This is a genomic window from Microvirga sp. GN3 (assembly GCF_055792825.1).
In genome coordinates this window covers 39337-61441 of sequence record NZ_JBVVAK010000011.1, presented here as the reverse complement: position 1 = coordinate 61441, position 22105 = coordinate 39337, and the positions used below count along the sequence as shown (strand labels likewise).

At 62.8% G+C, this 22105-nt stretch carries 22 protein-coding genes; 10 read left to right on the top strand and 12 right to left on the bottom strand.

The window, feature by feature from the left end:
• Nucleotides 1-42 precede the first annotated feature (42 nt).
• The gene (locus ACS5Q1_RS08035) at nt 43-2223 is read left to right on the top strand and encodes an esterase-like activity of phytase family protein (protein ID WP_473097664.1); all 2181 of its coding nucleotides are present in this window, start codon (nt 43-45) and stop codon (nt 2221-2223) included.
• A gap of 187 nt (nt 2224-2410) precedes the next feature.
• Here ACS5Q1_RS08035 and ACS5Q1_RS08030 read toward each other — a convergent pair whose 3' ends face one another.
• Both ACS5Q1_RS08030 and ACS5Q1_RS08025 read right to left on the bottom strand, forming a co-directional pair.
• On the bottom strand, nt 2411-2641 hold the full coding sequence (locus ACS5Q1_RS08030; RefSeq protein WP_473097663.1) for a hypothetical protein: 231 nt from the start codon (nt 2639-2641) through the stop codon (nt 2411-2413).
• A gap of 182 nt (nt 2642-2823) precedes the next feature.
• On the bottom strand, nt 2824-3213 hold the full coding sequence (locus tag ACS5Q1_RS08025) for a DUF3775 domain-containing protein (RefSeq protein ID WP_473097662.1): 390 nt from the start codon (nt 3211-3213) through the stop codon (nt 2824-2826).
• Between the two features lie 235 nt (nt 3214-3448).
• Here ACS5Q1_RS08025 and ACS5Q1_RS08020 point away from each other — a divergent pair, with 235 nt between their 5' ends.
• The 3 genes from ACS5Q1_RS08020 (at nt 3449) to ACS5Q1_RS08010 (ending at nt 5043) form a co-directional block, all read left to right on the top strand.
• Nucleotides 3449-4219 carry a C13 family peptidase gene (locus ACS5Q1_RS08020; protein ID WP_203442949.1) on the top strand — a complete coding sequence of 257 codons (771 nt, stop codon included), beginning with the start codon at nt 3449-3451 and terminating at the stop codon, nt 4217-4219.
• Between the two features lie 152 nt (nt 4220-4371).
• Entirely contained in the window at nt 4372-4713 is a 342-nt protein-coding gene (locus ACS5Q1_RS08015) for a DMT family protein (RefSeq protein ID WP_473097661.1), read from the top strand.
• Nucleotides 4714-4722: 9 nt separating this feature from the next.
• Nucleotides 4723-5043, top strand: coding sequence for a YnfA family protein (locus ACS5Q1_RS08010; RefSeq protein ID WP_203442951.1), 321 nt, complete (start codon nt 4723-4725; stop codon nt 5041-5043).
• Between the two features lie 7 nt (nt 5044-5050).
• Here the strand turns inward: ACS5Q1_RS08010 and ACS5Q1_RS08005 are convergent, their stop codons facing one another.
• The 4 genes from ACS5Q1_RS08005 to ACS5Q1_RS07990 form a co-directional block, all read right to left on the bottom strand.
• A complete protein-coding gene (locus ACS5Q1_RS08005; protein ID WP_473097660.1) occupies nt 5051-6190 on the bottom strand; it encodes a PQQ-dependent sugar dehydrogenase in 1140 nt (379 codons plus the stop codon).
• Nucleotides 6191-6280: 90 nt separating this feature from the next.
• Nucleotides 6281-6472: a hypothetical protein gene (locus ACS5Q1_RS08000; RefSeq protein WP_473097659.1), complete on the bottom strand. Its 192-nt coding sequence runs from the start codon at nt 6470-6472 to the stop codon at nt 6281-6283.
• Nucleotides 6473-6618: 146 nt separating this feature from the next.
• Complete coding sequence (locus ACS5Q1_RS07995; protein ID WP_473097658.1) at nt 6619-7026, bottom strand: VOC family protein; 408 nt, start codon at nt 7024-7026, stop codon at nt 6619-6621.
• A gap of 127 nt (nt 7027-7153) precedes the next feature.
• Nucleotides 7154-8134, bottom strand: coding sequence for a Bug family tripartite tricarboxylate transporter substrate binding protein (locus ACS5Q1_RS07990; protein ID WP_473097657.1), 981 nt, complete (start codon nt 8132-8134; stop codon nt 7154-7156).
• Nucleotides 8135-8271: 137 nt separating this feature from the next.
• Between ACS5Q1_RS07990 and ACS5Q1_RS07985 the strand changes: the two genes are divergently transcribed.
• The 5 genes from ACS5Q1_RS07985 (at nt 8272) to ACS5Q1_RS07965 (ending at nt 14385) form a co-directional block, all read left to right on the top strand.
• Nucleotides 8272-9474 carry a pyridoxal phosphate-dependent aminotransferase gene (locus tag ACS5Q1_RS07985; protein ID WP_203442956.1) on the top strand — a complete coding sequence of 401 codons (1203 nt, stop codon included), beginning with the start codon at nt 8272-8274 and terminating at the stop codon, nt 9472-9474.
• Nucleotides 9474-9767 carry a hypothetical protein gene (locus ACS5Q1_RS07980; RefSeq protein ID WP_473097656.1) on the top strand — a complete coding sequence of 98 codons (294 nt, stop codon included), beginning with the start codon at nt 9474-9476 and terminating at the stop codon, nt 9765-9767. The genes ACS5Q1_RS07985 and ACS5Q1_RS07980 overlap by 1 nt, the downstream gene beginning before the upstream one ends.
• Nucleotides 9768-9838: 71 nt before the next feature.
• Nucleotides 9839-10312 (top strand): DUF992 domain-containing protein, encoded by a 474-nt coding sequence (locus ACS5Q1_RS07975; protein WP_473097655.1) that lies wholly within the window; start codon nt 9839-9841, stop codon nt 10310-10312.
• A gap of 158 nt (nt 10313-10470) precedes the next feature.
• Nucleotides 10471-12510: an elongation factor G gene (locus ACS5Q1_RS07970; protein ID WP_473097654.1), complete on the top strand. Its 2040-nt coding sequence runs from the start codon at nt 10471-10473 to the stop codon at nt 12508-12510.
• Between the two features lie 144 nt (nt 12511-12654).
• Nucleotides 12655-14385 carry an AMP-binding protein gene (locus ACS5Q1_RS07965; RefSeq protein WP_473097653.1) on the top strand — a complete coding sequence of 577 codons (1731 nt, stop codon included), beginning with the start codon at nt 12655-12657 and terminating at the stop codon, nt 14383-14385.
• A 320-nt stretch (nt 14386-14705) separates the two neighbouring features.
• On the opposite strand, the gene ACS5Q1_RS07960 is transcribed toward ACS5Q1_RS07965, so the two are convergent.
• The 3 genes from ACS5Q1_RS07960 to ACS5Q1_RS07950 form a co-directional block, all read right to left on the bottom strand.
• Nucleotides 14706-15596: a LysR family transcriptional regulator gene (locus ACS5Q1_RS07960; RefSeq protein WP_203442961.1), complete on the bottom strand. Its 891-nt coding sequence runs from the start codon at nt 15594-15596 to the stop codon at nt 14706-14708.
• 113 nt (nt 15597-15709) lie between these two features.
• Complete coding sequence (trxB, locus tag ACS5Q1_RS07955) at nt 15710-16672, bottom strand: thioredoxin-disulfide reductase (protein ID WP_473097652.1); 963 nt, start codon at nt 16670-16672, stop codon at nt 15710-15712.
• Complete coding sequence (locus ACS5Q1_RS07950; protein WP_473097651.1) at nt 16672-17685, bottom strand: mitochondrial fission ELM1 family protein; 1014 nt, start codon at nt 17683-17685, stop codon at nt 16672-16674. The genes trxB and ACS5Q1_RS07950 overlap by 1 nt, the downstream gene beginning before the upstream one ends.
• Before the next feature lie 174 nt (nt 17686-17859).
• Between ACS5Q1_RS07950 and ACS5Q1_RS07945 the strand changes: the two genes are divergently transcribed.
• The gene (locus tag ACS5Q1_RS07945; protein WP_203442964.1) at nt 17860-18345 is read left to right on the top strand and encodes an Lrp/AsnC family transcriptional regulator; all 486 of its coding nucleotides are present in this window, start codon (nt 17860-17862) and stop codon (nt 18343-18345) included.
• Between the two features lie 48 nt (nt 18346-18393).
• Here ACS5Q1_RS07945 and ACS5Q1_RS07940 read toward each other — a convergent pair whose 3' ends face one another.
• The 3 genes from ACS5Q1_RS07940 to greA form a co-directional block, all read right to left on the bottom strand.
• Complete coding sequence (locus ACS5Q1_RS07940; protein ID WP_473097650.1) at nt 18394-20814, bottom strand: hypothetical protein; 2421 nt, start codon at nt 20812-20814, stop codon at nt 18394-18396.
• Between the two features lie 195 nt (nt 20815-21009).
• Nucleotides 21010-21516, bottom strand: coding sequence for a hypothetical protein (locus ACS5Q1_RS07935; RefSeq protein ID WP_473097649.1), 507 nt, complete (start codon nt 21514-21516; stop codon nt 21010-21012).
• A gap of 34 nt (nt 21517-21550) precedes the next feature.
• On the bottom strand, nt 21551-22027 hold the full coding sequence (gene greA, locus ACS5Q1_RS07930) for a transcription elongation factor GreA (RefSeq protein ID WP_203442967.1): 477 nt from the start codon (nt 22025-22027) through the stop codon (nt 21551-21553).
• Between the last annotated feature and the right edge of the window lie 78 nt (nt 22028-22105).

Sequence of the window (22105 nt, the reverse complement as noted above, 5' to 3'; positions counted from 1 at the left end):
CATGACGATCCGGCTAACCTTGACCGTCTTGCGGGGAATCCCATGCATCGCTCCCTTATCGCCGGCTCGCTTGCCGCCGCACTCCTCTCCGGCACGGCGCTCAGCGCCTCCGCCGCAGAATATTTCGACCGTATCGCCAGCTTCCCTATCACCTTGAACCTGCCGAAGGACGGGGACCAGAAGGCCGACACGGTGGCGGAGATCATCACGGCGAGCGAGGACGGCAAGCTGCTAATCTATACCGATAGCCCGCGCAAGGCGCTTGGCTTCATCGACATCACCGACCCGGCAAATCCCAAGGCCGGCGGCTCGCTTGCCGTCGGTGGCGAGTCTACCTCGGTGAAGGTGGTGGGTGAGAAGGCCTATGTGGCCGTCAACACATCCGAGAGCTTCACGAATCCGAGCGGCAAGCTCGTCACCGTGAACCTCGCCGAGCGCAAGGTTGCTGCGGAATGCGCTCTGCCGGGCCAGCCCGATTCGGTTGCCGCCAATGCGGGCGTTCTTGCCGTCGCCATTGAGAACGAGCGCAATGAAGAGGTGAACGAGGGTGCGATCCCGCAAATGCCCGCCGGCGCGCTGGTGGTCGCTTCTCTCAATGGCAGCAGCCTCGATTGCACGGCTCTCAAGACTGTTGCTCTCACCGGCCTTGCGGCTGTCGCAGGCGAGGATCCGGAGCCGGAATACGTGGATGTGTCCGAGGACGGCAAGGTCGTGGTGACCCTGCAGGAGAACAACCACATCGCCATCGTCGATGGAAAGACCGGCAAGGTCGAGACGCATTTCTCCGCAGGCAGCGTGGATCTGAAGAACATCGACACCAAGAAGGACGGCAAGATCGAACTGACCGGCTCGATGGAGAAGGTCGTGCGCGAGCCGGATGCGGTGCACTGGATCGACGCCAACCGTTTCGTGACCGCCAATGAAGGCGACTGGAAGGGCGGTTCGCGCGGTTTCACCATCTTCAACAAGGATGGCAGCGTGGCCTACGAATCCGGCGCGAGCCTGGAGTACGAGATCGTGTCGCTCGGCCATTATCCCGACAAGCGCAACAAGAAGGGCGTCGAGATCGAAGGCGTCGAGACGGGCCGGTTCGGCAACGACAACCTGATCTTCGTCGGTTCCGAGCGCGCTTCGGTCGTCGCCGTTTATCGCGATACTGGTGCGGCTCCTGAACTCGTGCAGGTTCTGCCGACCGGCATCGGTCCGGAAGGGTTGATTGCCATTCCGTCGCGCAATCTCTTCGTCGCCACCAGCGAGACCGATCTGCACGGCGATGGCGGCGCTGCTCCGCACGTGATGATCTACCAGCGTGCAGAGCGCGCCGCTCCGGCCTATCCGACGATCCGCTCGGGAAAGAACGCCAACGGCCTGCCGATCGGCTGGGGTGCGCTTTCCGGTCTTGCCGCCGATAAGGCGCAGGCCGGCAAGCTCTACGCGGTGACGGACAGCGTCTATGGCGGCGCACCGCGCATCCTCACCATTGACGCGACGAAGAAGCCGGCACTGATCACGGGCGAAGCGCTCGTGACCCGCAACGGCGCGGCGGCGGAGAAGCTCGATCTCGAAGGCATTGCAACAGCGTCTGACGGCTTCTGGCTCGCCTCCGAGGGCAATCTCGAGAAGGGCGTCAAGAACCTGCTCATCCGGGTCGATGCGAAGGGTGCGATCCAGGAGGAGATCTCGGTTCCGGCGGAGCTCGAAAAGGGCGCGAAGAACTACGGCTTCGAAGGCGTGACCGTCACCGGATCGGGCGCCGACGAGATCGTGTGGCTCGCGGTCCAGCGCGAATGGGCCGACGACGGCAAGAACGCCGTAAAACTCCTCGCCTACAAGCCGTCGGACAAGAGCTGGAGCGCCGTGCGCTATCCGCTCGACAGCACGGAAGCCGGCTGGATCGGCCTGTCCGAAATCGCGGCAGCGGGTGATCGCGTCATCATCATCGAGCGTGACAACCAGATCGCCGAGAAGGCGAAGCTGAAGAAGCTCTATGCCGTTTCGCTTGCCGACATGAAGCCTGTCAAGCTCGGTGGCGAGTTGCCGCTCGTGCAGAAGATGCTGGTGCGCGATCTCCTCGCCGATCTGAAGTCCGCGAACGGCTACGTGCTCGACAAGGTCGAGGGCTTCATCATCGATGCCGCGGGCGACGCCTATATCGTGACCGACAACGACGGCGTCGACGATTCGTCCGGCGAGACGCAGTTCCTCAAGCTCGGCAAGCAGTGAGGCTGAAAGGCCTTGAGGAACTTCTAACAGTAAGGAGTGGGGCCAAGGCCCCACTTGCGATGGATCGGTCGCGCGAACGGATTTCCTGAAACGGCTTCAGGGACTCAATTTGCTCGCTGAGGATTGGGGGCCGGCCTTCCGTGTTGCGATCCGCATAGACGAAGGCGGGACAAGGAAGAGGTTGGGGTCAGGCGGTGAACGCCGTCGGACCCCGCAGATAGGCTTCGATGCGGTCGATCTCGACCTCGGTTTCATCCGGCGATGCGGATGCTTGCACGTCCTGCTGCGTCTCGGTGAGGGGTTGTTCCTCTACCGGGTCGTTGATGGGGGTAAGGTCGTTCAGGGCTTTGTGAACGGCCTGGAGCAGCTCACTCTGCACGTCGTCGTCCGGACTCTCCGGGGGCAGGCGCGGAGTCATCACATCCTCCTTTGGGAGTAGGGTGAATTATCAGCTTGATCCATGTCACAAATAGGGCGCCGTCACTGTGCCGTCGATGCCATTTGCGTGATGGTGACAGCCATCAACCGTTGTTCCGGAGTACCTCGGCCGACGGCTCGAAGGCGGCAATCTGTTGATGGGATGATGGGTTTGTCAGCGCCTCAGGCGCAACTACGGCCCATGGCGTTGAGGCCTTCGTCCAGCAGCTCGGCCAGGTTCGGAATGCCGATGAGCCAGTCGGCGGTCGAGAGCGAGCTCGATGCCTCGCGCTCGCGGGCGAGGCGCACGGCGGCGCCCCATTCCTCGGGTTCCATGTCGCCGCGGCCGATATAGACGAGGGCGATCAGGTCGGCGCGCTCGTCGTCGTTGAGGCCCGCGATCACGTCGCGAAGCTCGTCCTCGGTGGCGTCATCCGGCGAGGAGGTGAGGGAGTCGATGCTGCCGTCGTCGATAGGGTTCGAGCCCGAAGCCGGATCGGTGGGGCCTTCCTTCACGTCGATGGCCCTGATCCGGAGAATGAGTTCGCAAACCTTATCGAGCGCGATATCCATGTAATACCCTCTTGGGATGACCAGTGACGTGCCTGACAGGGAAACCCGGAAGAGAGGATTCGGTTCAGCCTGCGCATCGTGCGGACCCAGAGGTCGCGCTCAACGATGCGCTCATCAAAGAATGAGCATCGGATGGATCCCAAAAGTGCAAGTCCACTTTTGGGTCCGATGCCTTGGTGGCTCCTTGGCTTTCGCCGGGCGCTGCGCGTAAGGTAGCTCGAGGTTGGGGTATACCATGCACCGGTTGATCGCTTTTTGCCTGATTGGGCTCTCTCTCGCCCTCGGCCCTTCTTATGAGGCTCACGGGCAGACAGCTCGCCGGGCCGAGCCTGTCAAACTGGCCCCGCAACGTCCCGGGCAGGTCGATGTCTACATCCTGTCCTTCGGGCTGTGGGGTCCGCAGAGCGTGTTCGAGAGCGAGGCCAAGGGAGCGGCGCGCATCCTCGAGGGGCAGTTTGGTTCCAAGGGGCGCTCCATCGTCCTGTTCAATACCAAGCGGCGTGCTGGTGCGACCGCGCAAACTCTCGTTGCAGCCACACGGGCCGTGGGCCAGACCCTCGATCCGGCCGAGGATATCGTGGCGTTGGTCCTCACCTCTCATGGCGCACCGGAAGGGATCGGTCTCGTCGCCGGACGCAATGCGAGCCTGATGACCCCATCCGATGTGCGGGCGCTGCTTGATCAAACCCGGGCGCAGCACCGGGTCGTGATCGTTTCAGCCTGTTATTCCGGCGTTTTTGCCCGAGAGCTGGCCGATGCCCGGACCCTCGTCATCACGGCCGCGGCGGCGGACAAGCCCTCCTTCGGCTGCCGGGACGGTGCGACCTGGACCTATTTCGGCGATGCCTTCTTCAACAAGGCCCTGCGAGGCGAGCGTCGCCTGGATGTCGCCTTCGAGAGAGCCCGCGGACTCGTCACACAGCGCGAGCGGCGCGAGGGTTTCGACCCTTCCAATCCGCAGATCGCCGGCGGCTCCCAGGTGCTGGAGCGCCTCGGCATCCGGTAGCATCGGACCCAAAAGTGGACTTCCACTTTTGGAAACCATCCGATGCTCCTTTTCCTGCTAAGGGCATCGCGTCCATCGGGCAGCTTGACACTTTGGCCTGAAGGAATAGGGCAGGGTTCGCACCTCCTCTTTTCTCCCCTCCGGTCCTTCTCATGAACCCTCAAACGGCGCCCGTCCTGATGCTGATCGCATCGAACGTCTTCATGACCTTCGCCTGGTACGGGCATCTGAAGTTCAAGACATCCCCCCTCTGGATAGCGGTCGTCGCCAGCTGGGCCATCGCCTTCATCGAATATTGGTTCGCCGTGCCGGCCAACCGGATCGGCTCGGCGGTCTATTCGGCGGCCGAGCTAAAGACCATGCAGGAGGTCATCACCCTCGTGGTCTTCGCGATCTTTTCGGTGCTCTACCTGAAGGAGCCGCTCGGCTGGAACCACCTGATCGGCTTCGGCCTCATTGCGGCCGGCGCCGCCTTCATCTTCCAGGGGCGTTGATCCGAGGCCATGGCGTTCCTCGTCTATGCAGGCGCGGCGCTTGCCGAGATCGCCGGATGCTTTTCCTTCTGGGCCTGGCTGAGGCTCGGCAAGTCACCGTGGTGGCTGGTGCCCGGCATGGGATCGCTCGCACTGTTCGCCTATCTGCTGACGCTCGTTCCGGCCGACGCGGCTGGGCGGGCCTATGCGGCCTATGGCGGCGTCTACATCGTCGCCTCGATCCTCTGGCTCTGGATCGCCGAAGGGGCGCGGCCCGACCGGTGGGACATCGCCGGCGCCGGCATCTGCCTGGCAGGCGCGGCGCTCATCCTGTTCGGGCCGCGGGGTTGAGGCGCAATCAGGTCGCCGGCTTCATGCGCAGGATGCGGCCGTTGCGGGAATCCGTCAGCAGATAAACGAAGCCGTCCGGCCCCTGCCGCACATCGCGGATGCGTTCGCCGAGCTGCTGCAGCATGCGTTCCTCGCCGGTGACGCGATTGCCGTTGGTCTCCAGCCGCGAGACGAGCTTGCCCGCGAGCGCTCCGACCAGGATGCTGCCGCGCCACGCCGGGAACTTGTCGCCGGTATAGAAGGCCATTCCGGAAGGCGCGATCGAGGGATCCCAGTAATAGACCGGCTGCTCCAGGCCTTCCTTCCTCGTGCCTTCGCCGATCTTCGCACCGGAGTAATCGACGCCATAGGAGATAACGGGCCAGCCGTAATTCTTGCCCTTCTGCGGAATGTTGACCTCATCGCCACCACGGGCGCCGTGTTCCACGGTCCAGAGTTCGCCAGTCGTCGGATGCAGAGCGGCCGATTGCAGGTTGCGATGGCCGATGGACCAGATCTCGGGCTTGGCGTCTTCTCGGTTCAGGAAGGGATTGTTGGGCGCCGCCCCGCCTTCGGGCTTGATATGAACGATTTTGCCGATGTGGTTCGCCGGATTCTGCGCCTGGTTGCGCAGGTCGAACCGGTCGCCGAGCGTCACGAAGAGATTGCCGTTACGGTCGAAGACCAGGCGCGAGCCCCAGTGGTTGTTGCCCGTATGGGTCGGCTCCTGGCGGAAGATGACCTGCACAGCTTCCAATGCGGTTCCGTTCGCATTGAGGCGGCCGCGGGCCACGCTGGTGCCGGCGCGGCCTTCGCCGCGATCCTCGGCATAGCTTAGGTAGACGAGGCGGTTCTGAGCGAAATTCGGGTCGATGGCGACATCGAGAAGGCCACCCTGGCCGCGGGCCACAACGCGCGGAATGCCCTGGAGCGGTTCGGAGAGAGTGCCGTTGGCATCGACGATGCGCAGGCGGCCGGGCCGCTCCGTGACCAGCATGCGATTGTCGGGAAGGAAGGCGAGGCCCCACGGATTTTCGAGATTGCGGGAGACCGTCTCGACGATCACCTCGACCTTGTCGGTGCGAAAGCGCTGGGTGTCCTGGGCCAAGGCGGAAGGGATGGTGCCGAGAGCAAGGGCGCAGGCCAGGGCAAGTCGGGGGCTCAGCATCTTGGAATCTCTGAATCTCTCCGTCGTTCCGATGCCGGAGAGCTAAACTTCTGCGACAGGCGGTCAACCGTGCCGCCGTTCACTCACGCGTTATCGCAGCGAATAAACGTGGATAGTCTTGGTGTCGTGAGCCGAGAGGGTCTGGGTCGTGGTCATGACGAAGAGCGTCGCGAGGCCCAGCAGCATGATCAGGGCAAGCGAGCAGCGGCTTTCCTGGCGCGGATCGAGACGATGGACGCGGGACGAAACGTGATAGGCGTTTCTTGGTCGGAAAGTTTTCATTGACTTAACCCCTGCAACCGGAGGGTGGTTACAGGAGAAAAACTTGTGTGATTCAAGAAAGTTCCCGCCCTGTCCGAAAGTGCCGCTTCCGGTTTCTTGGCTAAGTGTCGGTATTAACTAATTATTAACGATTGTGGCAGGGTTGCTTAGGCTTTGGGGCTGACGATGACGGATTCCGCAGAGCGATCCGCAGGCCCGTGATGGACCGCCTCAATGTTGTGGCCGTCCGGATCGAAAGCAAAGGCGGCATAATAGCCTGGGTGATAGGACCGCTCTCCCGGCCCGCCATTGTCGCGTCCCCCGTTGGCGAGCGCCGCTGCGTGGAAAGCATGAACGGCTTCCCTGTCCCGCGCCTGGAAGGCGAGATGAACCCGCGAGACCGGCCCATCCGCCTGATCCACCCACAATTCGTCGCAGGAAAAATGCTTCGGGCTCTCCGAGGTGAGGTCCCGCCCCATGGCCCTCAGCACAGCGCGATAGAACCGCCGACTCGCCTCGAGGTCGGAGACGCGCAGGTGGACGTGATCGATCAGGCGGCCTTGGTGGAATTGCATGGCGTTTGCTCCTCCTCCTTGCGTCATCCCCGGCCTTGTGCCGGGGATCCACGTCTTGTGGCGCCGCGGTTCAAAGACGTGGATGGCCGGGACAAGCCCGGCCATGACGATGTGGTTCCAAGCAAGCTCACTCGGCCTTGATGCCGGCCGCCTTGATGATCTCGGCCCAGGTCTGGATCTCCTTGGCGAGATAGGGCTTGAACGCTTCCGGATCGCGCACGTTCAGGGTGAAGCCGAGCTTGGTGATGCGCTCCTTCACGTCGGGCCTGTTGAGGATCGCGATGATCGTGCCGGACAGCTTGTCGAGAACGGGCTTCGGCGTATTCACCGGCGCGAAGAAGGCGGCCCAGGATTCCGCGTCCGCATCGGTGATGCCCTGCTCACGCAGGGTCGGCACGTCCGGAGCCTGCGAGTTACGCTGGGGGCTCGCGATGCCGATGGCGCGCATCTGACCGGCCTGGAACTGGGAGAGCACGCTGGGCAGGGTCGAGTTCGACACGTCGATGCGCCCGCCCATGATCTCGGTCACCAGAGGTGCCGCACCCCGGAAGGGCACGTGGGTCATCTTGATGCCTGTGCGGGTCATGAAGAGCTCGGTCGCCAGATGCGAGCCGGAGCCGACGCCGGTCGAGCCGTAATTCAGCTTGCCGGGGTCCTTCTTGGCGAGCTCGATCAGTTCAGGAATGGTCTTGGCGGGCAGATCGTTCTTGACCACGAAGACGTGCTCGAAGGCGCCGGCGCCCGCGAGCGGGGCGAAATCCTTCACCGCGTCGTAGCCCGGCTCTTTCAGCAGGAACATGTTGTTCCCGTGCGTCTGGTTGTTGCCGAACACGATGGTGTAGCCGTCAGGCTCGGCCTTGGCGACCGCGCGGGTGCCGACCGCGCCGGACGCGCCGGCCAGGTTCTCGACCAGCACGTTCTGGCCGAGAGACTTGCCCATCTCCTCCGCCACGATGCGGGCGATCACGTCGGTCGGGCCGCCGGCCGGGTAGGGCACCACCATCTTGATGACGCGGTTCGGAAAGTCCTGGGCGGAGGCTGCGGTGGCGAAGAGGGCCGCGCCGGCGACGAGGCCGAGCGCGAGGCGGCGGGTGACGGATGTGGTCATCGGAAAAGGCGGCTCCTCAAAAACCCGTTCGGGAAGGGCTATTTCTGCTTGCTGTTTTGCTTGCTTGAGCGGCTTGACCGCATTAGGGTCCGCCGCCGTCACGGTTCCCTTCTTAACGCCCCGATCGGAGGATTCCCATGGGCTTTTTGTCTGACGCCCTTTCCCGCATCAAGCCGTCTGCAACCATCGTCATCACGCAGAAAGCGCGGGATCTGAAAGCCCAGGGGCGGGACGTCATCAGCCTTTCCGTCGGCGAGCCGGATTTCGACACGCCCGACAATATCAAGGAAGCCGCCATCGCAGCGATCCGCCGCGGCGAGACGAAGTACACGCCCGTTTCCGGCATCGTGCCGCTGCGCGAGGCCATCGCCCGCAAGTTCAAGCGCGAGAACGGCCTCGACTACAAGCCCTCGCAGACCATCGTGTCCACCGGCGGCAAGCACGTGATCTACAACGCGCTGCTCGCCACCCTGAACCCGGGCGACGAGGTGATCGTCCCGGCGCCGTACTGGGTGTCCTATCCTGAGATGGTGGCGCTGTGCGGCGGCAAGCCCGTCTTCGTGGACTGCACCATGGAGCACAACTTCAAGCTCCAGCCGGAGCCGCTCGAGCGCGCGATCACGCCGAAGACGAAGTGGATCATCCTCAACTCGCCCTCGAACCCGACGGGCGCGGCCTATTCCCGCGCCGAGATGAAGGCGATCACCGACGTGCTGATGCGCCATCCGCATGTGTGGGTGCTCACCGACGACATGTACGAGCACCTGACCTACGGCGATTTCGAGTTCGTCACGCCGGCTCAAGTTGAGCCGAACCTTTACGAGCGCACGCTCACCATGAACGGCGTGTCGAAGGCCTATGCGATGACCGGTTGGCGTATCGGCTATGCCGGCGGCCCCGAGCATCTTATCAAGGCGATGGACTTCGTGCAGGGCCAGCAGACTTCGGGCACGAGCGCGATTTCGCAATGGGCTGCGGTCGAGGCACTCGACGGTCCGCAGGATCACTTGAAGGTGTTCAGACGAGCCTTCGAGGAGCGCCGCGATCTCGTCGTCTCCATGCTCAATCAGACGAAGTACCTGAAGTGCCCAATGCCGGAAGGTGCGTTCTACGTCTATCCGTCCTGCGCCGAGGCTATCGGCAAGACCGCGCCATCGGGCAAGGTGCTGGAAACGGATGAGGACTTCGTCGCGGAACTGCTGGAAGCCGAGGGTGTCGCTGCAGTTCATGGCTCGGCCTTCGGCCTCGGACCCAACTTCCGCATCTCCTATGCCACGTCGAACGCGTTGCTGGAGGATGCCTGCCACCGCATCCAGCGCTTCTGCGGGTCCTTGCGTTGATGACCCTGCCGCGGACATTCCATCCGGATCCCGCGGCAGAGCCCTACAGGGCCAATCCCGCCTCCACGCACCGCGTAAAATTCGACGCCCGGGTCGACTTCACCAATGGCGGCTATGTGGAGGCGAAGGGTTTTCTCCTCGATATCGAGGGCGACAGCATCGCGCCCGAACGGCTGGCCGAGATGATCGTCTCGGCCATGAACCTGCTGCGCGCCGGCCCCGTGACGATCACGGCGATGCGCATCGTCCGGCGCGGCGAGCATCAGGATTCGGCCTTACCAGTTCAGGATTGATATCCTCACCATGGAACGGCACTGCTCCTGCGCCGTTAATCGCTAAGCTTGGATAAGCTTAGGAGATCACCATGCGTTGCGCCGCTCTCCCCGTTGCCGCTCTTGCCCTTCTTGCGTCGTTGGGTGCCACGGAGGCGCAGGCTCAGAACCGAGGGCGGATCGGAGTCCTGTCCTGCAGCGTATCGGGCGGAATCGGTCTCATCGTCACGTCGCGGAAGACGACATTGTGCACGTTCAACCCGAGACGCGGCCCAAACGAACCTTATGTGGGCATGATCCGCCGGTTCGGGCTCGATATCGGCGCGACCCGAGGGGGGATCCTGACATGGGTTGTTTTCTCGGAGGGCAGCGTGGCGCCCGGCGCCCTGGCGGGCAGCTATGTCGGTGGGACAGCCGAGGCGACGGTCGGTTCCGGCGTCGGAGCGAATGTCCTGGTCGGCGGCTCGAACCGGAGCATTTCCCTTCAGCCTCTCTCCGTCGGTGGACAGACCGGCTTCAACTTCGCCCTTGGGGTCGCCGATTTCGAATTGCGCCGAGCGCGGTAGCTTCTTCCTTGAGAACGGTCAAGCGCAAGCTTGGCCGCTTTCGCTCGAAGGGCAACTGCAAAAGATCTCTTGCCAACTTCCCATCAGAGGCAGAGCATTCGCGATAACGCGCCCGTGAAGAGCGCGCCAACGATGGGGGCAGGGAAGGATGACGTCCAATGGCACCCAACGGCAGACTAGATGCGGGCCCGCGATGCATCGCGATCGTAGGCCCGTTCCAGAGCGGCAAGACCACCCTGCTTGAGGCAATCCTGGAGCGGACAGGAGCCGTCTCCCGGGCGGGCCGCGTGGCGAATGGGGACAGCGTCGGCGATGCGAGCGCGGAGGCCCGCGCCCATGCCATGAGCATCGAGCCCAATGTGGCGACGGTCGAGTTTCTGGGCGAGAGCATTACCTTCGTGGATTGCCCTGGCTCGACGGAATTCCTGCACGAGATGCGCAACGTCATGCCGGTCTGTGATGCGGCGATCGTTGTCTGTGAGGCGGACGAACGCAAGATCCCGGCCCTCGAAATCATTCTGCGCGAATTGGAAGAGGCCGACATTCCGCGCTTCCTCTTCATCAACAAGATCGACACGGCTACTCAGCGCATACGTGAGACATTGGCACTGCTGCAGCAGGCCTCGCGCACGCCGCTGCTTCTGCGCCAGATCCCGCTCTGGAAGGACGGCATCGCCATCGGCTTCATCGATCTCGCGCTTGAGCGTGCCTTCATCTATCGCGAGCACGCGCCGAGCGAAATCGTGGATCTGCCTGAAGGCGAACTGCCGCGGGAGAAGGAAGCGCGCTTCGCCATGCTCGAGCGTCTGGCCGATTACGACGATGCGCTCATGGAGGAGTTGATCTCCGAGATCGAGCCGCCGCGCGACCAGATCTTCGACGATCTTTCGCGGGAGCTGAAGGAACGGCATGTGGTGCCGGCCCTGATCGGCTCGGCCGAGCGCGGCAACGGCGTCACGCGGCTTCTGAAAGCGCTGCGCCACGAGGCGCCGGGTCTGACGCAAACCCGCGTGCGTCTCGGTATTCCCGAAGAGGGCACGCCTCTCGCCCAGGCCATGAAGACCCTGCATATGGGCCAGGGTGGCAAGCTTTCCGTCGCCCGCGTCATGCGCGGCGCTTTCCATGAAGGCGACACGGTGGTCGGCTCGCGTGGGGCCGAGGCGCGGATCGGCAGCCTCGCCACGCTCGTGGGCAGCACGATGAATCGCAAGACAGAGGCTGTGGCCGGCGATGCGGTCGGCTTCGGTCGGCTGGAGGGCATCGCCACGGGCGACAGCTTCGCATCCGGTAAGGCAAGGCCCGAGGCCATTGTTTCGCCGGCGCCGCCGGAGCCGGTTTATGTGCTGGCTCTCAAGGTCAAGGACCGCAAGGACGATGTGCGCCTCTCGAGCGCGCTTGCCAAGATCACCGAGGAGGACCCGTCCCTCGCAGTGGAAACCCGGCCCGAGATGGGTGAGATCCGGCTCCATGGGCAGGGCGAGATGCATCTACGCGTGGCCGTGGAAAAGCTCGCCTCGCGCTTTCAGGTCGGCGTCGAGACGACAAAGCCCAAGGTGGCCTATTGCGAGACGATCAAACACCCGGCCTCGGCCCGCGGACGGCACCGCAAGCAGACCGGCGGCCATGGCCAGTTCGGCGACGTGATGATCGAGATCAAGCCGCTGCCGCGCGGGGAGGGCTTTGCCTTCCAGGATCAGATCACCGGCGGGGTGGTCCCGCGCCAGTATATCCCCTCCGTCGAGACCGGCGTCCGGGATGCGCTCAAATGCGGGCCCCTCGGCTTCCCGGTCGTCGATCTCACGGTGACGCTCACCGACGGCTCCTACCATACGGTGGATTCCTCGGACGCAGCCTTCCAGGCAGCGGCGAAGCTCGCGCTGGCGGAGGCCCTGCCGAAGGCTAAGCCCGTGCTGTTGGAGCCGGTCCTATCGGTCGAGATCACGATGCCGTCTGAGGCGCTCTCCAAGGCAACCGCTCTTGTCACCGGACGGCGGGGGCAGATCCTCGGTTATGACGAGCGGCCAGGATGGGCTGGCTGGCAGGTGCTCAGCGCCACCATTCCGGAATCGGAGATCGGCGATCTCATCGTCGAACTCCGTTCGGCGACGGCGGGCGTGGGGACCTTCTCAACCCGGTTCGACCACATGGCGGAGCTGAGCGGCCGGCCGGCGGAGCAGGTCCTGCACAAGGCTCACTGACGATCGTCAGACCTGAACGGTCCTTAGATGATCGTTCAGGTCTAAACTATTTCCATCGACAAATGGGCTCTTCCGCGCCAAGTTAGGCTTGATGGAGACGCCATCTCCCATGAAGCAAACCTCGCCGCAAAGCGGAGGACAACGATGACCGCCTCGACCCCGGTGCCTGCCACGGCAGACGCTTCGGATCCCTATGCCGCCCGACCCTGGCTCAGCTCCTATCCCGCGCAGGTCCCCAAGACGATCGACGAGGCCAGCATCGGCACGCTGAACGACATCTTCCACAAGGCCGTCATGGACTATTCGAACCGGGCCGCCATCGAGAGTTTCGGCAAGCGGATGACCTATGGCGCCCTGGGACGCGAGGCCGATGCGGTCGCCTCCTGGCTCCAGGCGCAGGGACTGAAGAAGGGTGACCGGGTGGCCATCATGCTGCCGAACGTGATGGCCTTCCCGCCCATCCTGTTCGGGGTGCTTCTCGCTGGCGGTACGGTCGTCAACGTCAATCCGCTCTACACCCCGCGGGAGCTGACCTATCAGCTCAAGGATTCCGGCGCGCGCTTCCTGTTCGTGCTGGAAAACTTCGCCGCGACGGTCCAGGAATCGCTGCCGGATCTGACGCTCGATCGCGTGGTTCTCGCCACGCCCGGCGACCTCCTCGGCCTCAAGGGTGCTATCGTCAATCTGGTCTCGCGTCATGTGAAGAAGGCGGTCAAACCCTTCAGCCTGCCGCAGGCCATCGCCTTCAAGACTGTCGTTGCCGAGGGCGCCAAGCGGAAAGCTCAGGCGGTGACTGTGTCGCCCGACGATATCGCCTTCCTGCAATATACGGGCGGCACGACGGGGGTCGCCAAGGGCGCAACTCTGCTCCATCGCAACGTGGTCGCCAACGTGCTCCAGTGCGAAGCCTGGATGCTGCCGTTCTTCGGCGATCGCGAAGATCACGTGATGGTCACGGCCCTGCCGCTCTATCACATCTTCGCTCTCACCGTCTGTGCCATGCTGATGACGCGGATCGGCGGGTGCCAGCTGCTGATCGCCAATCCGCGCGACATTCCCGGCTTCGTCAAGACGCTGCAGAAGAGTCCGTTCACGCTCATGTCCGGCCTCAACACGCTCTACAATGCCCTGGCCAACGCACCCGGCATCGAGAAGGTCGATTTCTCGCAGATGGTCTTTGCCGTCTCCGGCGGCATGGCGACCCAGGAAGTCGTCGCGAGGAAATGGAAGGAAGTAACCGGGCAGCCCATCGTCGAAGGCTATGGCCTCTCCGAGACCTCGCCGGTGGTCTGCGCCAACCGGCTCGATATCGAGGAATTCACCGGCACCATCGGCTATCCGCTGCCATCGACGGATGTGTCCGTGCGCGCAAGCGACGGCACGGTCCCTCCGCCCGGCGAGCGGGGAGAATTGTGTGTGAAGGGACCGCAGGTCATGGCTGGCTACTGGCAGCGGCCTGACGAGACCGCCAAGGTGATGACCCCGGATGGTTGGTTCCGTACCGGCGACGTGGCGGTGATCCTGCCCGATGGGCAGGTGAAGATCGTGGACCGGATGAAGGATATGGTCCTCGTCTCCGGTTTCAACGTCTACCCGAACGAAGTGGAAGACGTAATCGTCAAACATCCGGGCGTGATGGAAGTCGCTGTCATCGGTTTGCCAGATGAGCATTCGGGCGAGACGGTGGTGGCCTATGTGGTCCGGAAAGACCAGGCTTTGACCAGCGACGAACTGCGCCAGTTCTGCCGGGAGAACATGACCGGCTACAAGGTGCCGCGCCGGATCGAGTTTCGGGACACTCTGCCGAAGACCAATGTGGGCAAGGTCCTGCGCCGCGCGCTCAAGGAAGAGGTGGAGCAGGGCCTACCTCGCTAGAGCATCGATCCCAAAAGTGGACCCACTTTGGGGGTCAATCCGATGCGCTAAGCCCCCTGAGAAGAAAAAAGCCGGGCTCGAAGCCCGGCTAAAGTAGAGGTCCGACAAAAGTCAAAACCTTCCAGAGGGAACGGCCGACACGGCAACGCCGGGAGGAAGAAAGCGGTGCCGCGTTTAAATCAGCCAAGGGTGATATCGGCTGCATGGCGCTTATTTGCAATGCAGCATGCCTCATAAAAGGGCTGCGCTGAGCGCATGGCTTTTGTCATCTCTGAGACAAATTCTCCTAACCCATTGAGGTTGGGAGCGGATTCGGACCCTCAGAATGTCCAGCGCTGGGCCTTGGAGATCAGGAAGTCGCGGAAGGCTTGTACGCGGGCGACCGACCGCATCTCTTCGGCATAGACGAGATAGCTGTCGAGAGACGGCATTTCCACGTCACGCAGGATCTGAACCAGGTCCGGATTGCCCACCACTGCATAATCCGGCAGCACGGCGATGCCGGCCCCGGTCTCGACGGCGAGCTTCAGGGCCGTGATGTTGTTGACGACGTAATGGTACTGACGCGGCTCGCGCCCCTCGCGTCCGGCCGTCGAGAGCCAGTGCACGGCCATGAGATAGGAAGGCTGGTCGCCACCGAACGAGACGATGCGGTGCTCATCCAGTTCTTCCAGGGTCTTCGGTTCGCCGAACCGCTTGATATAGTCGGCCGAGGCATAGACGTGGAAATGGATCGTGAAGAGGCGACGCTGGATCAGATCCGGCTGAGCCGGACGGCGCAGCCGGATCGCGACGTCGGCCTCGCGCATGGCGAGATCCAGTTCCTCGTTGGAGAGGATCAATTCGACTCGCACGTCGGGATAGAGATCGAGGAACTCGGCGATGCGCTGGGCCAGCCAGATCGAGCCGAGGCCGACGGTGGTCGTGACCTTCAACTCACCCGACGGCCGCTCGCTGGTTTCCACAAGGCGGGCCTTGGTGGTCTCCAGCCGCATACGCATGTCGCGGGCGGCCCGGAACAGCAGGTCGCCCTGTTCGGTCAGGATCAGCCCGCGGGCATGGCGATGGAAGAGAGGCGCCTTCAGTTCGCGCTCGAGAGCGCTGATCTGGCGGCTCACGGCCGATTGGCTCAAGCCCAGATCGTCACCGGCCCGCGTGAAGCTGCCCGCTTCGGCGACGGTGTAGAAAATCCGGATCTTGTCCCAGTCCACGGCATTCCCCTCATGCCTCGCATGCTCAGAACGCAAGGCTTCCTTATCTCTTATGAGCCGGGGTTTGATGCAACAGGAAATCGGCCTGAGGGCTAACCAGTTGTTAACAAATTCTATTCGGCAGCTTCTTGCGTCGCCTCCAAGGCAGCGAGATAGCGCTCCGCGTCGAGAGCGGCCATGCAGCCCATGCCTGCCGAGGTGACGGCCTGACGATAAATGTCGTCGGTGACGTCGCCGGCCGCGAACACCCCTTGGATGTTCGTTTCGGTCGAGCCCGGCTTGATCAGCAGATAGCCGCCGGCCTTCATGTCGAGCTGCCCGGTGAAGAGTTCCGTCGCGGGCTTGTGGCCGATGGCGATGAAGACGCCGTCGGTCTTGAAGTCCAAGCTCTGGCCCGAAACAAGGCTCTTGAGCCGCACATGGGTGACGGAGGAGGGGTTCTCGCTGCCGCAAATTTCCTCGACGGCCGAGTTCCAGATCACCTCGATCTTGGGGTGCTTGAACAGGCGGTCCTGGAGAATGCGCTCGGCGCGCAGGGAATCCCGGCGATGGATCAGGGTGACCTTTGAGGCGAGGTTGGCGAGGTAGAGCGCCTCCTCGACCGCCGTGTTGCCGCCGCCCACCACCACAACCTCCTTGCCGCGGTAGAAGAAGCCGTCGCAGGTGGCGCAGGCCGAGACGCCGAAGCCCTGGAACTGGCCCTCCGAGGGCAGGCCCAGCCATTTGGCCTGGGCGCCAGTCGCAACGATCAGCGCGTCGCAGGTATAGGTGTTGCCGGAATCGCCCTCCAGGCGGAAGGGACGCTGCTTCAGGTCGACCTTGACGATGTGGTCGGAGACCATCCTGGTGCCCACATGCTCGGCCTGCAGGCGCATCTGCTCCATGAGCCAGGGGCCCTGGATCACGTCGGCAAAGCCCGGATAGTTCTCCACATCGGTGGTGATCATGAGCTGCCCGCCGGGCTGGAAACCGGAGATCATCACCGGTTCGAGCAGGGCGCGCGCCGCGTAGATCGCTGCCGTATAGCCCGCCGGCCCCGAGCCGATGATGATGAGCTTGGCGTGAGAATGGGCCATCAGGGGGTCTCCAGTGAAAAGGCGATGTCCGGCAAGCCGAGAGCGCGGCGGTGGCGGCTAAAGCCCTCGGCTATGGCCTCCGCGACCTTGGGAGTTGAATTTAGTGGTTCATAGGGCAGTCCTTCAAGACGGCCCTCGAATGGATGCACAATTCCATGGGCCTTAAGGGCGCTCATGTAAACATCCAGTTTCGGGTGTCCGCCCGAGGGCTCGAACACCAGGATCGGCCTGCCGGTCACGGTGGCCTCGCCGATCATGTTGAAGGAATCCCCCGTGGCCACCACGAAATCGGCGAGGGCCAGCAGGGCGATGAAGGGGTTCTCGCCCGTGCCATCCCAGAAGAAGCCACTATGCCGGGCAGCCAGCCCGATCAGGGCCTCCCGAAGGGCCGGGGGTGTGCGGCGCGAAGCCGTGATCGTCAATCCGGCTCCCATCTCGGCCAAGGCGGTCAGGTGGCGGATAAAGCAGGCAATGTCCTCATCCGTGAACCGGTGGTGTCGGCTGTCGCCGCCTGCCAGCACGGCAACCCTGGGATGGGGGAGGTGGGCAAGGCGTGGATCAGGGTGGGCGCGGGCCGTTTCGAGCTTCTCGGCCGAGATCCGATGGGGCGGGGTGAGGGTGTTGAGAACGTTCGGGCCTCGCAGGCGGTCGTAGTCCGGCGACCAGATGAAATCGGCTGTCTTCGGTCCGGTGCGGGGATCCTTGAGGAAGACCGTGTAGGTGCGCCCGCCAGTGGCATTCTTGATGAAGCGCAGATAGGCCACGGCGCGGCGGCCGGAGGCCACGAGCAGATCGGGGAAGGGCGGGGCAATAGGGCTGTTGGGCGCGCCGGGACGCTCACGCGGATCGATGGCCCCCCAGGGCATGAACCAGCTGAAGGGTGGTTTCGGATCGATCCGGCGAATTTCGGGATCGAGGCCGAGAGCCTCAGTCACGCTCAGCGCCTGCAGCTCGTCCCCGGCCTTGCCATCGGTCAGAACCCAGGTGATAAGGCCGGTATCATTGCGCAACATTCGATCAACGAGCCTGTGGAGTTCATGAAGTTCGTTGCGACTTAATCGCCTGTCCTTCTTGTGCAGACCCTCTACACGGTCTACTCAGCCAAGACGAGATTTTTTGACCTGATGCAGCATGGTCGGGGCAGCCAGCCGGCTTTTCTTGCCCGATCATGCATAAGCGGAGTTACCGTGCGCGGACGCCTCGATTCCATCGACTGGGCCATCCTGAAAGAACTGCAGGCCGACGGCAGCATCACCAATGTGGAGCTGGCGCGCCGCGTCGGCCTGTCGGCACCCCCATGCCTGCGCCGGGTGCGGGCGCTTGAAAGCGCCGGCATCATCAAGGCCTACCGTGCCATCCTCGACCCGAAGAATCTCGGATTCGAGATCGTCTGCTTCGCCATGGTGCAGCTCGACATCCAGGGCAAAAAGGAGCTGCAGGAATTCGAGCAGCGGGTGAAGGACTGGTCCATGGTCCGCGAGTGCTGGACACTCTCGGGCGACATTGACTTCATCATGAAATGCGTGGCCCCGAACCTCGCCTCTTTCCAGAGCCTCGTCTCCGAACTCACAAGCCTTCCGAACGTGCGCAACGTCCGCACGGCGCTGACCCTCGATCTCATCAAGGATGAGCCGCTCGTGCCGATCGAGGAAGTCGAGCCGGAGAAGGCCTGACCTGCCCGGCATTGCCGGGAGAGTCGGCTCGCGATTCCCGCAGCGCATTCAGATCACGAAGAAATCGGCGGCCGTGAGTTTTGCCTTGTTGGTGAAGACCGCGATCTCGATGGCCTTTCCTGCCTTGTTGCCATCGGCATCGTAGGACAGCACGCCGGTCTTCCGGTTGTAGACGAGATAATCGTTGCTGTCGTTCGGCGCACCGAATTCGAGATAGGTCTTGGACAGCTTGGCCGGCTTCTCGAGCGAGCCCTTCTTCCCGAGCTTGGTGAAGAATGCGTTGTCGAAATAGAGCGTGTCTTTGCGCGGATCGAAATCGGTGATCGTATCGCGGTTGCTGCTCGATGGGCGCTGGTCGAAGACCACCACATCCTTGCCGCTGCCGGTGGAGATCCGGTCGCGCCCGAGATCGCCGTGCAGCCGGTCATTGCCGCTCGCACCCGATAGCGTGTCGTTACCGAGCTCGCCACGCAGGATGTCGTTGCCCGAGGTGCCGTTCTTCCGCAGCGGCGTTTTCTCGCGCACGTTGGCGACGCTTACCGTGACGTCCTGGACATGGCTGCCGCCGAAGGCATCCTCGACCTTTATGCGCAGATTGTGGGATGAGGCCACCTCATAATTGAGCTTGGCGCCGGCCTTGAGCTTGATCGTGCTGCCGGAGATTTCGAAGAGAGCGTTAGATGCGTCGGCGAGTGTGAAGGTATGCTTGTCGGACTCGTCGCGATCGAAGGTCGAAAGGGTGCCCGCCGTCGTGCCCGCCGCAGCCGTCTCCTGGATCGAACCGCTGACAGAGATCGATTCCGGCGCCGCGTTGATCTTGAAGCGCTGAAGATAGACTCCCCCGATCGGATCGCTGTCTTCCTGGCCCGGCTGGTTACCGACCCCCTCCCACCCGACGATCAGGGTCCCGTCCGTTGTGAAATCCAGGAACGTGCCTGTCTGAACACCCGTCACCGAGGTATTGACCAGGATCTCGCCACCGATGCGTTGGCCGTTGGCATCGAAGGCCTGCATGAAGAGGCCGGTGTTGTCGCCATCGGGGGCGCTCCAGGCCACCACGAAGCTGCCGTTCGGCAGAACCCTGACCAGAGCGTCGCTCTGGACGCCCGCCGTTGTCGTGTTGACGCGGATCTCAGAGCCCACTCGGTTGCCGCCGCTGTCGAACATCTGCATGAAGATGTCGCCATCGTCCTCCTGCCCCGCAACAGTGCTTTTCCCGGTCCAGAGGAAAACGGAGCGTCCGCTAGTCGGAAAATACTCGAAGGTCAGTGCGGGAAACTCGTCCGTCCGCAGTCGCATCTCCGGGCCGATCTTGCGACCTGAGGCGTCAAGCACCTGCAAGGAATGGCCGAGATGCACCGAAACTTCCTCGCCCTCTACCTCTTCCACCCGTGAGTTCGTCCAGACAGTGACGTAATGCTTGATGGCGTATCGCCCGCTTTCCGAGTCCAGCTGATAACTGAGGAAGTAGCGGAGGTTGGACTGATCGTTTGCTACGGTTGTGTTCAGCCGCGTCTCGGAGCCAACTTTCACACCATTGGCATTGAAGCGCTGATAGAAGATGCCGGAATCGTCCTCCTGACCTTCCTGCGTCCCATTCCCTTGCCAGAAGAAGATGGCACCGCCATCGTCGGTACCTGCGGAACCTAGACGGGTCTGAGGGCCCGCGGTGAATGAGCTCACAAGTGCAGTCTCGCCGGCAGAGGTGCCATCGGCATTGAAGACCCGGTAGTAGAAGTTGAATTCCTCGTCGCCTTTTTCCTCGTGCCAGAAAGTTGCCCATTTTCCGTCGGCCAGGTTGCGGGTGAAAGGGGCGACGCTCACGTTTTCGGACTTGAGCATCACCTCCACGCCGCGCTTTTCGCCATTGGCATAGAAGGCCTGCTGGTAGGTTCCTCCCAGGAAGGCCTTATAGGTAATGACGAAGCCGCCATCATTGAGCGCGGTGGCTGTGATCAGCGATTCACGCCGCCCCTCCACGGCAGCATTGACGCGCGTTTCCCCGCCGATGAACTCGCCATTCGGACCCATGAGCCGGAAGTAGACGCCGGCGTCGTCCTGCTGGCCCTCTTGAGAACTCTGGCCGGTCCAGATGACGACGGAGATATCGTTGCGCAGAAACACGTTTCGCCAAGTGCCTGTCTTGCCGCCCGGTGTTTCGTTGATGGCGACCTGTTCCCCTGGCGTGCCGTCGGGAGAGAATGGACGGTAATAGATGTCTGAACCGGTTGGCTGGCCCGAAGGTGAGGCCCAGATGGCGCCCCACCGCCCGTCGAAGAAGTTGATCGGCAGAAGCGATTCGACATCGCCATCGATTGTCGCGTTGATGCGGGTCTCAGCCCCGATCTTCTGGCCGTTGGCGTCGAAGATCTGTTGGAAATACCCGCTCGAGTCCACCTGTCCCTGCTGAGTGCCGTTGCCGAACCAGAACATGACGAAACGCCCGTCAGGGAGCCTCACCCATTGCATTTGGTTTTGCTGTTGTTCCGTGGACGTATTGATCCGGGTCCCTCCGCCCAGACGGACGATATTGTACGGCATGGCTGGCCCCCGCATGCTTTCCGGCCAAGCTTAATGTAAAGATATTAGATTACAATAGCGTGGCGTGGCTTGAGGCGCGGGCACGTCTCTCCGGCGCGATCCGTTATGAGCAGCTGAGAATCTTTAGATCTGTCGCCTCAGCCAGCGCACGTAATGCTGTGCGATCACGACGGCGCGACCCTGCTCGTTCGGGGTCAGAGGGCTCGTATTGACGTCACGCACGGCCAGCATCGGGTGGCTTGCCAGGACCTCGCCCCTGCGACCGACGACCAGGGCCTCGCCCTCCACGGCATCGTGCCCGCTGTTGCCGCCACCGCTCCTGCCTTTGTATCCGCTGCTGTTGTCGGGGGAGGAGGTGAGAAAGACACTTGTCAAGCGCAGGACCAGGCGGGGGCCACGGGGATCGACCCGATCGGCGAAGGAGCGCTGGAGTTCATCGAGCGCGGCCGCGCCAACAAGGTCGGCAAAGGGGCCGAGGCCCTTGGTCTTCAGGACGCTCACATCCACCGAAAATGACGAGAAGGCCGGTGGGAAGCCCTGAGCATAAGCAGGCGCGGCAAAGCCTGCGCCAGCAAGGCCGGCACAGGCGAGAGTTTTCAGGATGGTACGCCGGGAGGAGAGGGACATCATGGGATTGCTCATCTTTCCTGCCCCTCTCTATCGATCAGGCGCTGAATCGGACGCCGACGACCTCATAGGACTTGCCGCCGCCGGGGGTCGAGACCTCCACCGTATCGCCGATGGTCTTGCCCATGAGAGCGCGGGCGATGGGGGAGGCGACCGAGACACGGCCCGAGCGCACGTCGGCTTCGGGTTCGCCGACGATCTGATAAGTTTTCTCTTCCTCGGTGTCCTCGTCAACGAGCTTCACCGTGGCGCCGAACTTGATCCGATCGCCCGAGAGCTTTGCAATATCGATGACTTCGGCACGGGAAATCAGGCTTTCGAGCTCGAGCACCCGGCCCTCGTTGAGGGATTGGGCTTCCTTGGCGGCATGGTATTCGGCATTTTCCGACAGGTCGCCAAGCGCACGAGCTTCCGCAATCGCCTGGATGATCCGGGGGCGTTCAACCTGCTGCCGGTGCTTGAGTTCGTCCTCGAGCGCCGCAAAACCCTTGATCGTCAGAGGGACCTTGTCCATCGTTTGTCTCGTCCAAAAAGAGGTACGAGGCCGCTGTTTCCAGCGCCCTCGCATATCAACGAAAACTTACCAGAAGCT

Excerpts from the sequence above, each read along its gene's own strand:
- ACS5Q1_RS08035 (WP_473097664.1), top strand. The coding sequence starts at position 43 with ATGCATCGCTCCCTTATCGCCGGCTCGCTTGCCGCCGCACTCCTCTCC.
- ACS5Q1_RS08030 (WP_473097663.1), bottom strand. The coding sequence starts at position 2,641 with ATGACTCCGCGCCTGCCCCCGGAGAGTCCGGACGACGACGTGCAGAGT.
- ACS5Q1_RS08025 (WP_473097662.1), bottom strand. The coding sequence starts at position 3,213 with ATGGATATCGCGCTCGATAAGGTTTGCGAACTCATTCTCCGGATCAGG.
- ACS5Q1_RS08020 (WP_203442949.1), top strand. The coding sequence starts at position 3,449 with ATGCACCGGTTGATCGCTTTTTGCCTGATTGGGCTCTCTCTCGCCCTC.
- ACS5Q1_RS08015 (WP_473097661.1), top strand. The coding sequence starts at position 4,372 with ATGAACCCTCAAACGGCGCCCGTCCTGATGCTGATCGCATCGAACGTC.
- ACS5Q1_RS08010 (WP_203442951.1), top strand. The coding sequence starts at position 4,723 with ATGGCGTTCCTCGTCTATGCAGGCGCGGCGCTTGCCGAGATCGCCGGA.
- ACS5Q1_RS08005 (WP_473097660.1), bottom strand. The coding sequence starts at position 6,190 with ATGCTGAGCCCCCGACTTGCCCTGGCCTGCGCCCTTGCTCTCGGCACC.
- ACS5Q1_RS08000 (WP_473097659.1), bottom strand. The coding sequence starts at position 6,472 with ATGAAAACTTTCCGACCAAGAAACGCCTATCACGTTTCGTCCCGCGTC.
- ACS5Q1_RS07995 (WP_473097658.1), bottom strand. The coding sequence starts at position 7,026 with ATGCAATTCCACCAAGGCCGCCTGATCGATCACGTCCACCTGCGCGTC.
- ACS5Q1_RS07990 (WP_473097657.1), bottom strand. The coding sequence starts at position 8,134 with ATGACCACATCCGTCACCCGCCGCCTCGCGCTCGGCCTCGTCGCCGGC.
- ACS5Q1_RS07985 (WP_203442956.1), top strand. The coding sequence starts at position 8,272 with ATGGGCTTTTTGTCTGACGCCCTTTCCCGCATCAAGCCGTCTGCAACC.
- ACS5Q1_RS07980 (WP_473097656.1), top strand. The coding sequence starts at position 9,474 with ATGACCCTGCCGCGGACATTCCATCCGGATCCCGCGGCAGAGCCCTAC.
- ACS5Q1_RS07975 (WP_473097655.1), top strand. The coding sequence starts at position 9,839 with ATGCGTTGCGCCGCTCTCCCCGTTGCCGCTCTTGCCCTTCTTGCGTCG.
- ACS5Q1_RS07970 (WP_473097654.1), top strand. The coding sequence starts at position 10,471 with ATGGCACCCAACGGCAGACTAGATGCGGGCCCGCGATGCATCGCGATC.
- ACS5Q1_RS07965 (WP_473097653.1), top strand. The coding sequence starts at position 12,655 with ATGACCGCCTCGACCCCGGTGCCTGCCACGGCAGACGCTTCGGATCCC.
- trxB (WP_473097652.1), bottom strand. The coding sequence starts at position 16,672 with ATGGCCCATTCTCACGCCAAGCTCATCATCATCGGCTCGGGGCCGGCG.
- ACS5Q1_RS07950 (WP_473097651.1), bottom strand. The coding sequence starts at position 17,685 with ATGTTGCGCAATGATACCGGCCTTATCACCTGGGTTCTGACCGATGGC.
- ACS5Q1_RS07940 (WP_473097650.1), bottom strand. The coding sequence starts at position 20,814 with ATGCAATGGGTGAGGCTCCCTGACGGGCGTTTCGTCATGTTCTGGTTC.
- ACS5Q1_RS07935 (WP_473097649.1), bottom strand. The coding sequence starts at position 21,516 with ATGATGTCCCTCTCCTCCCGGCGTACCATCCTGAAAACTCTCGCCTGT.
- greA (WP_203442967.1), bottom strand. The coding sequence starts at position 22,027 with ATGGACAAGGTCCCTCTGACGATCAAGGGTTTTGCGGCGCTCGAGGAC.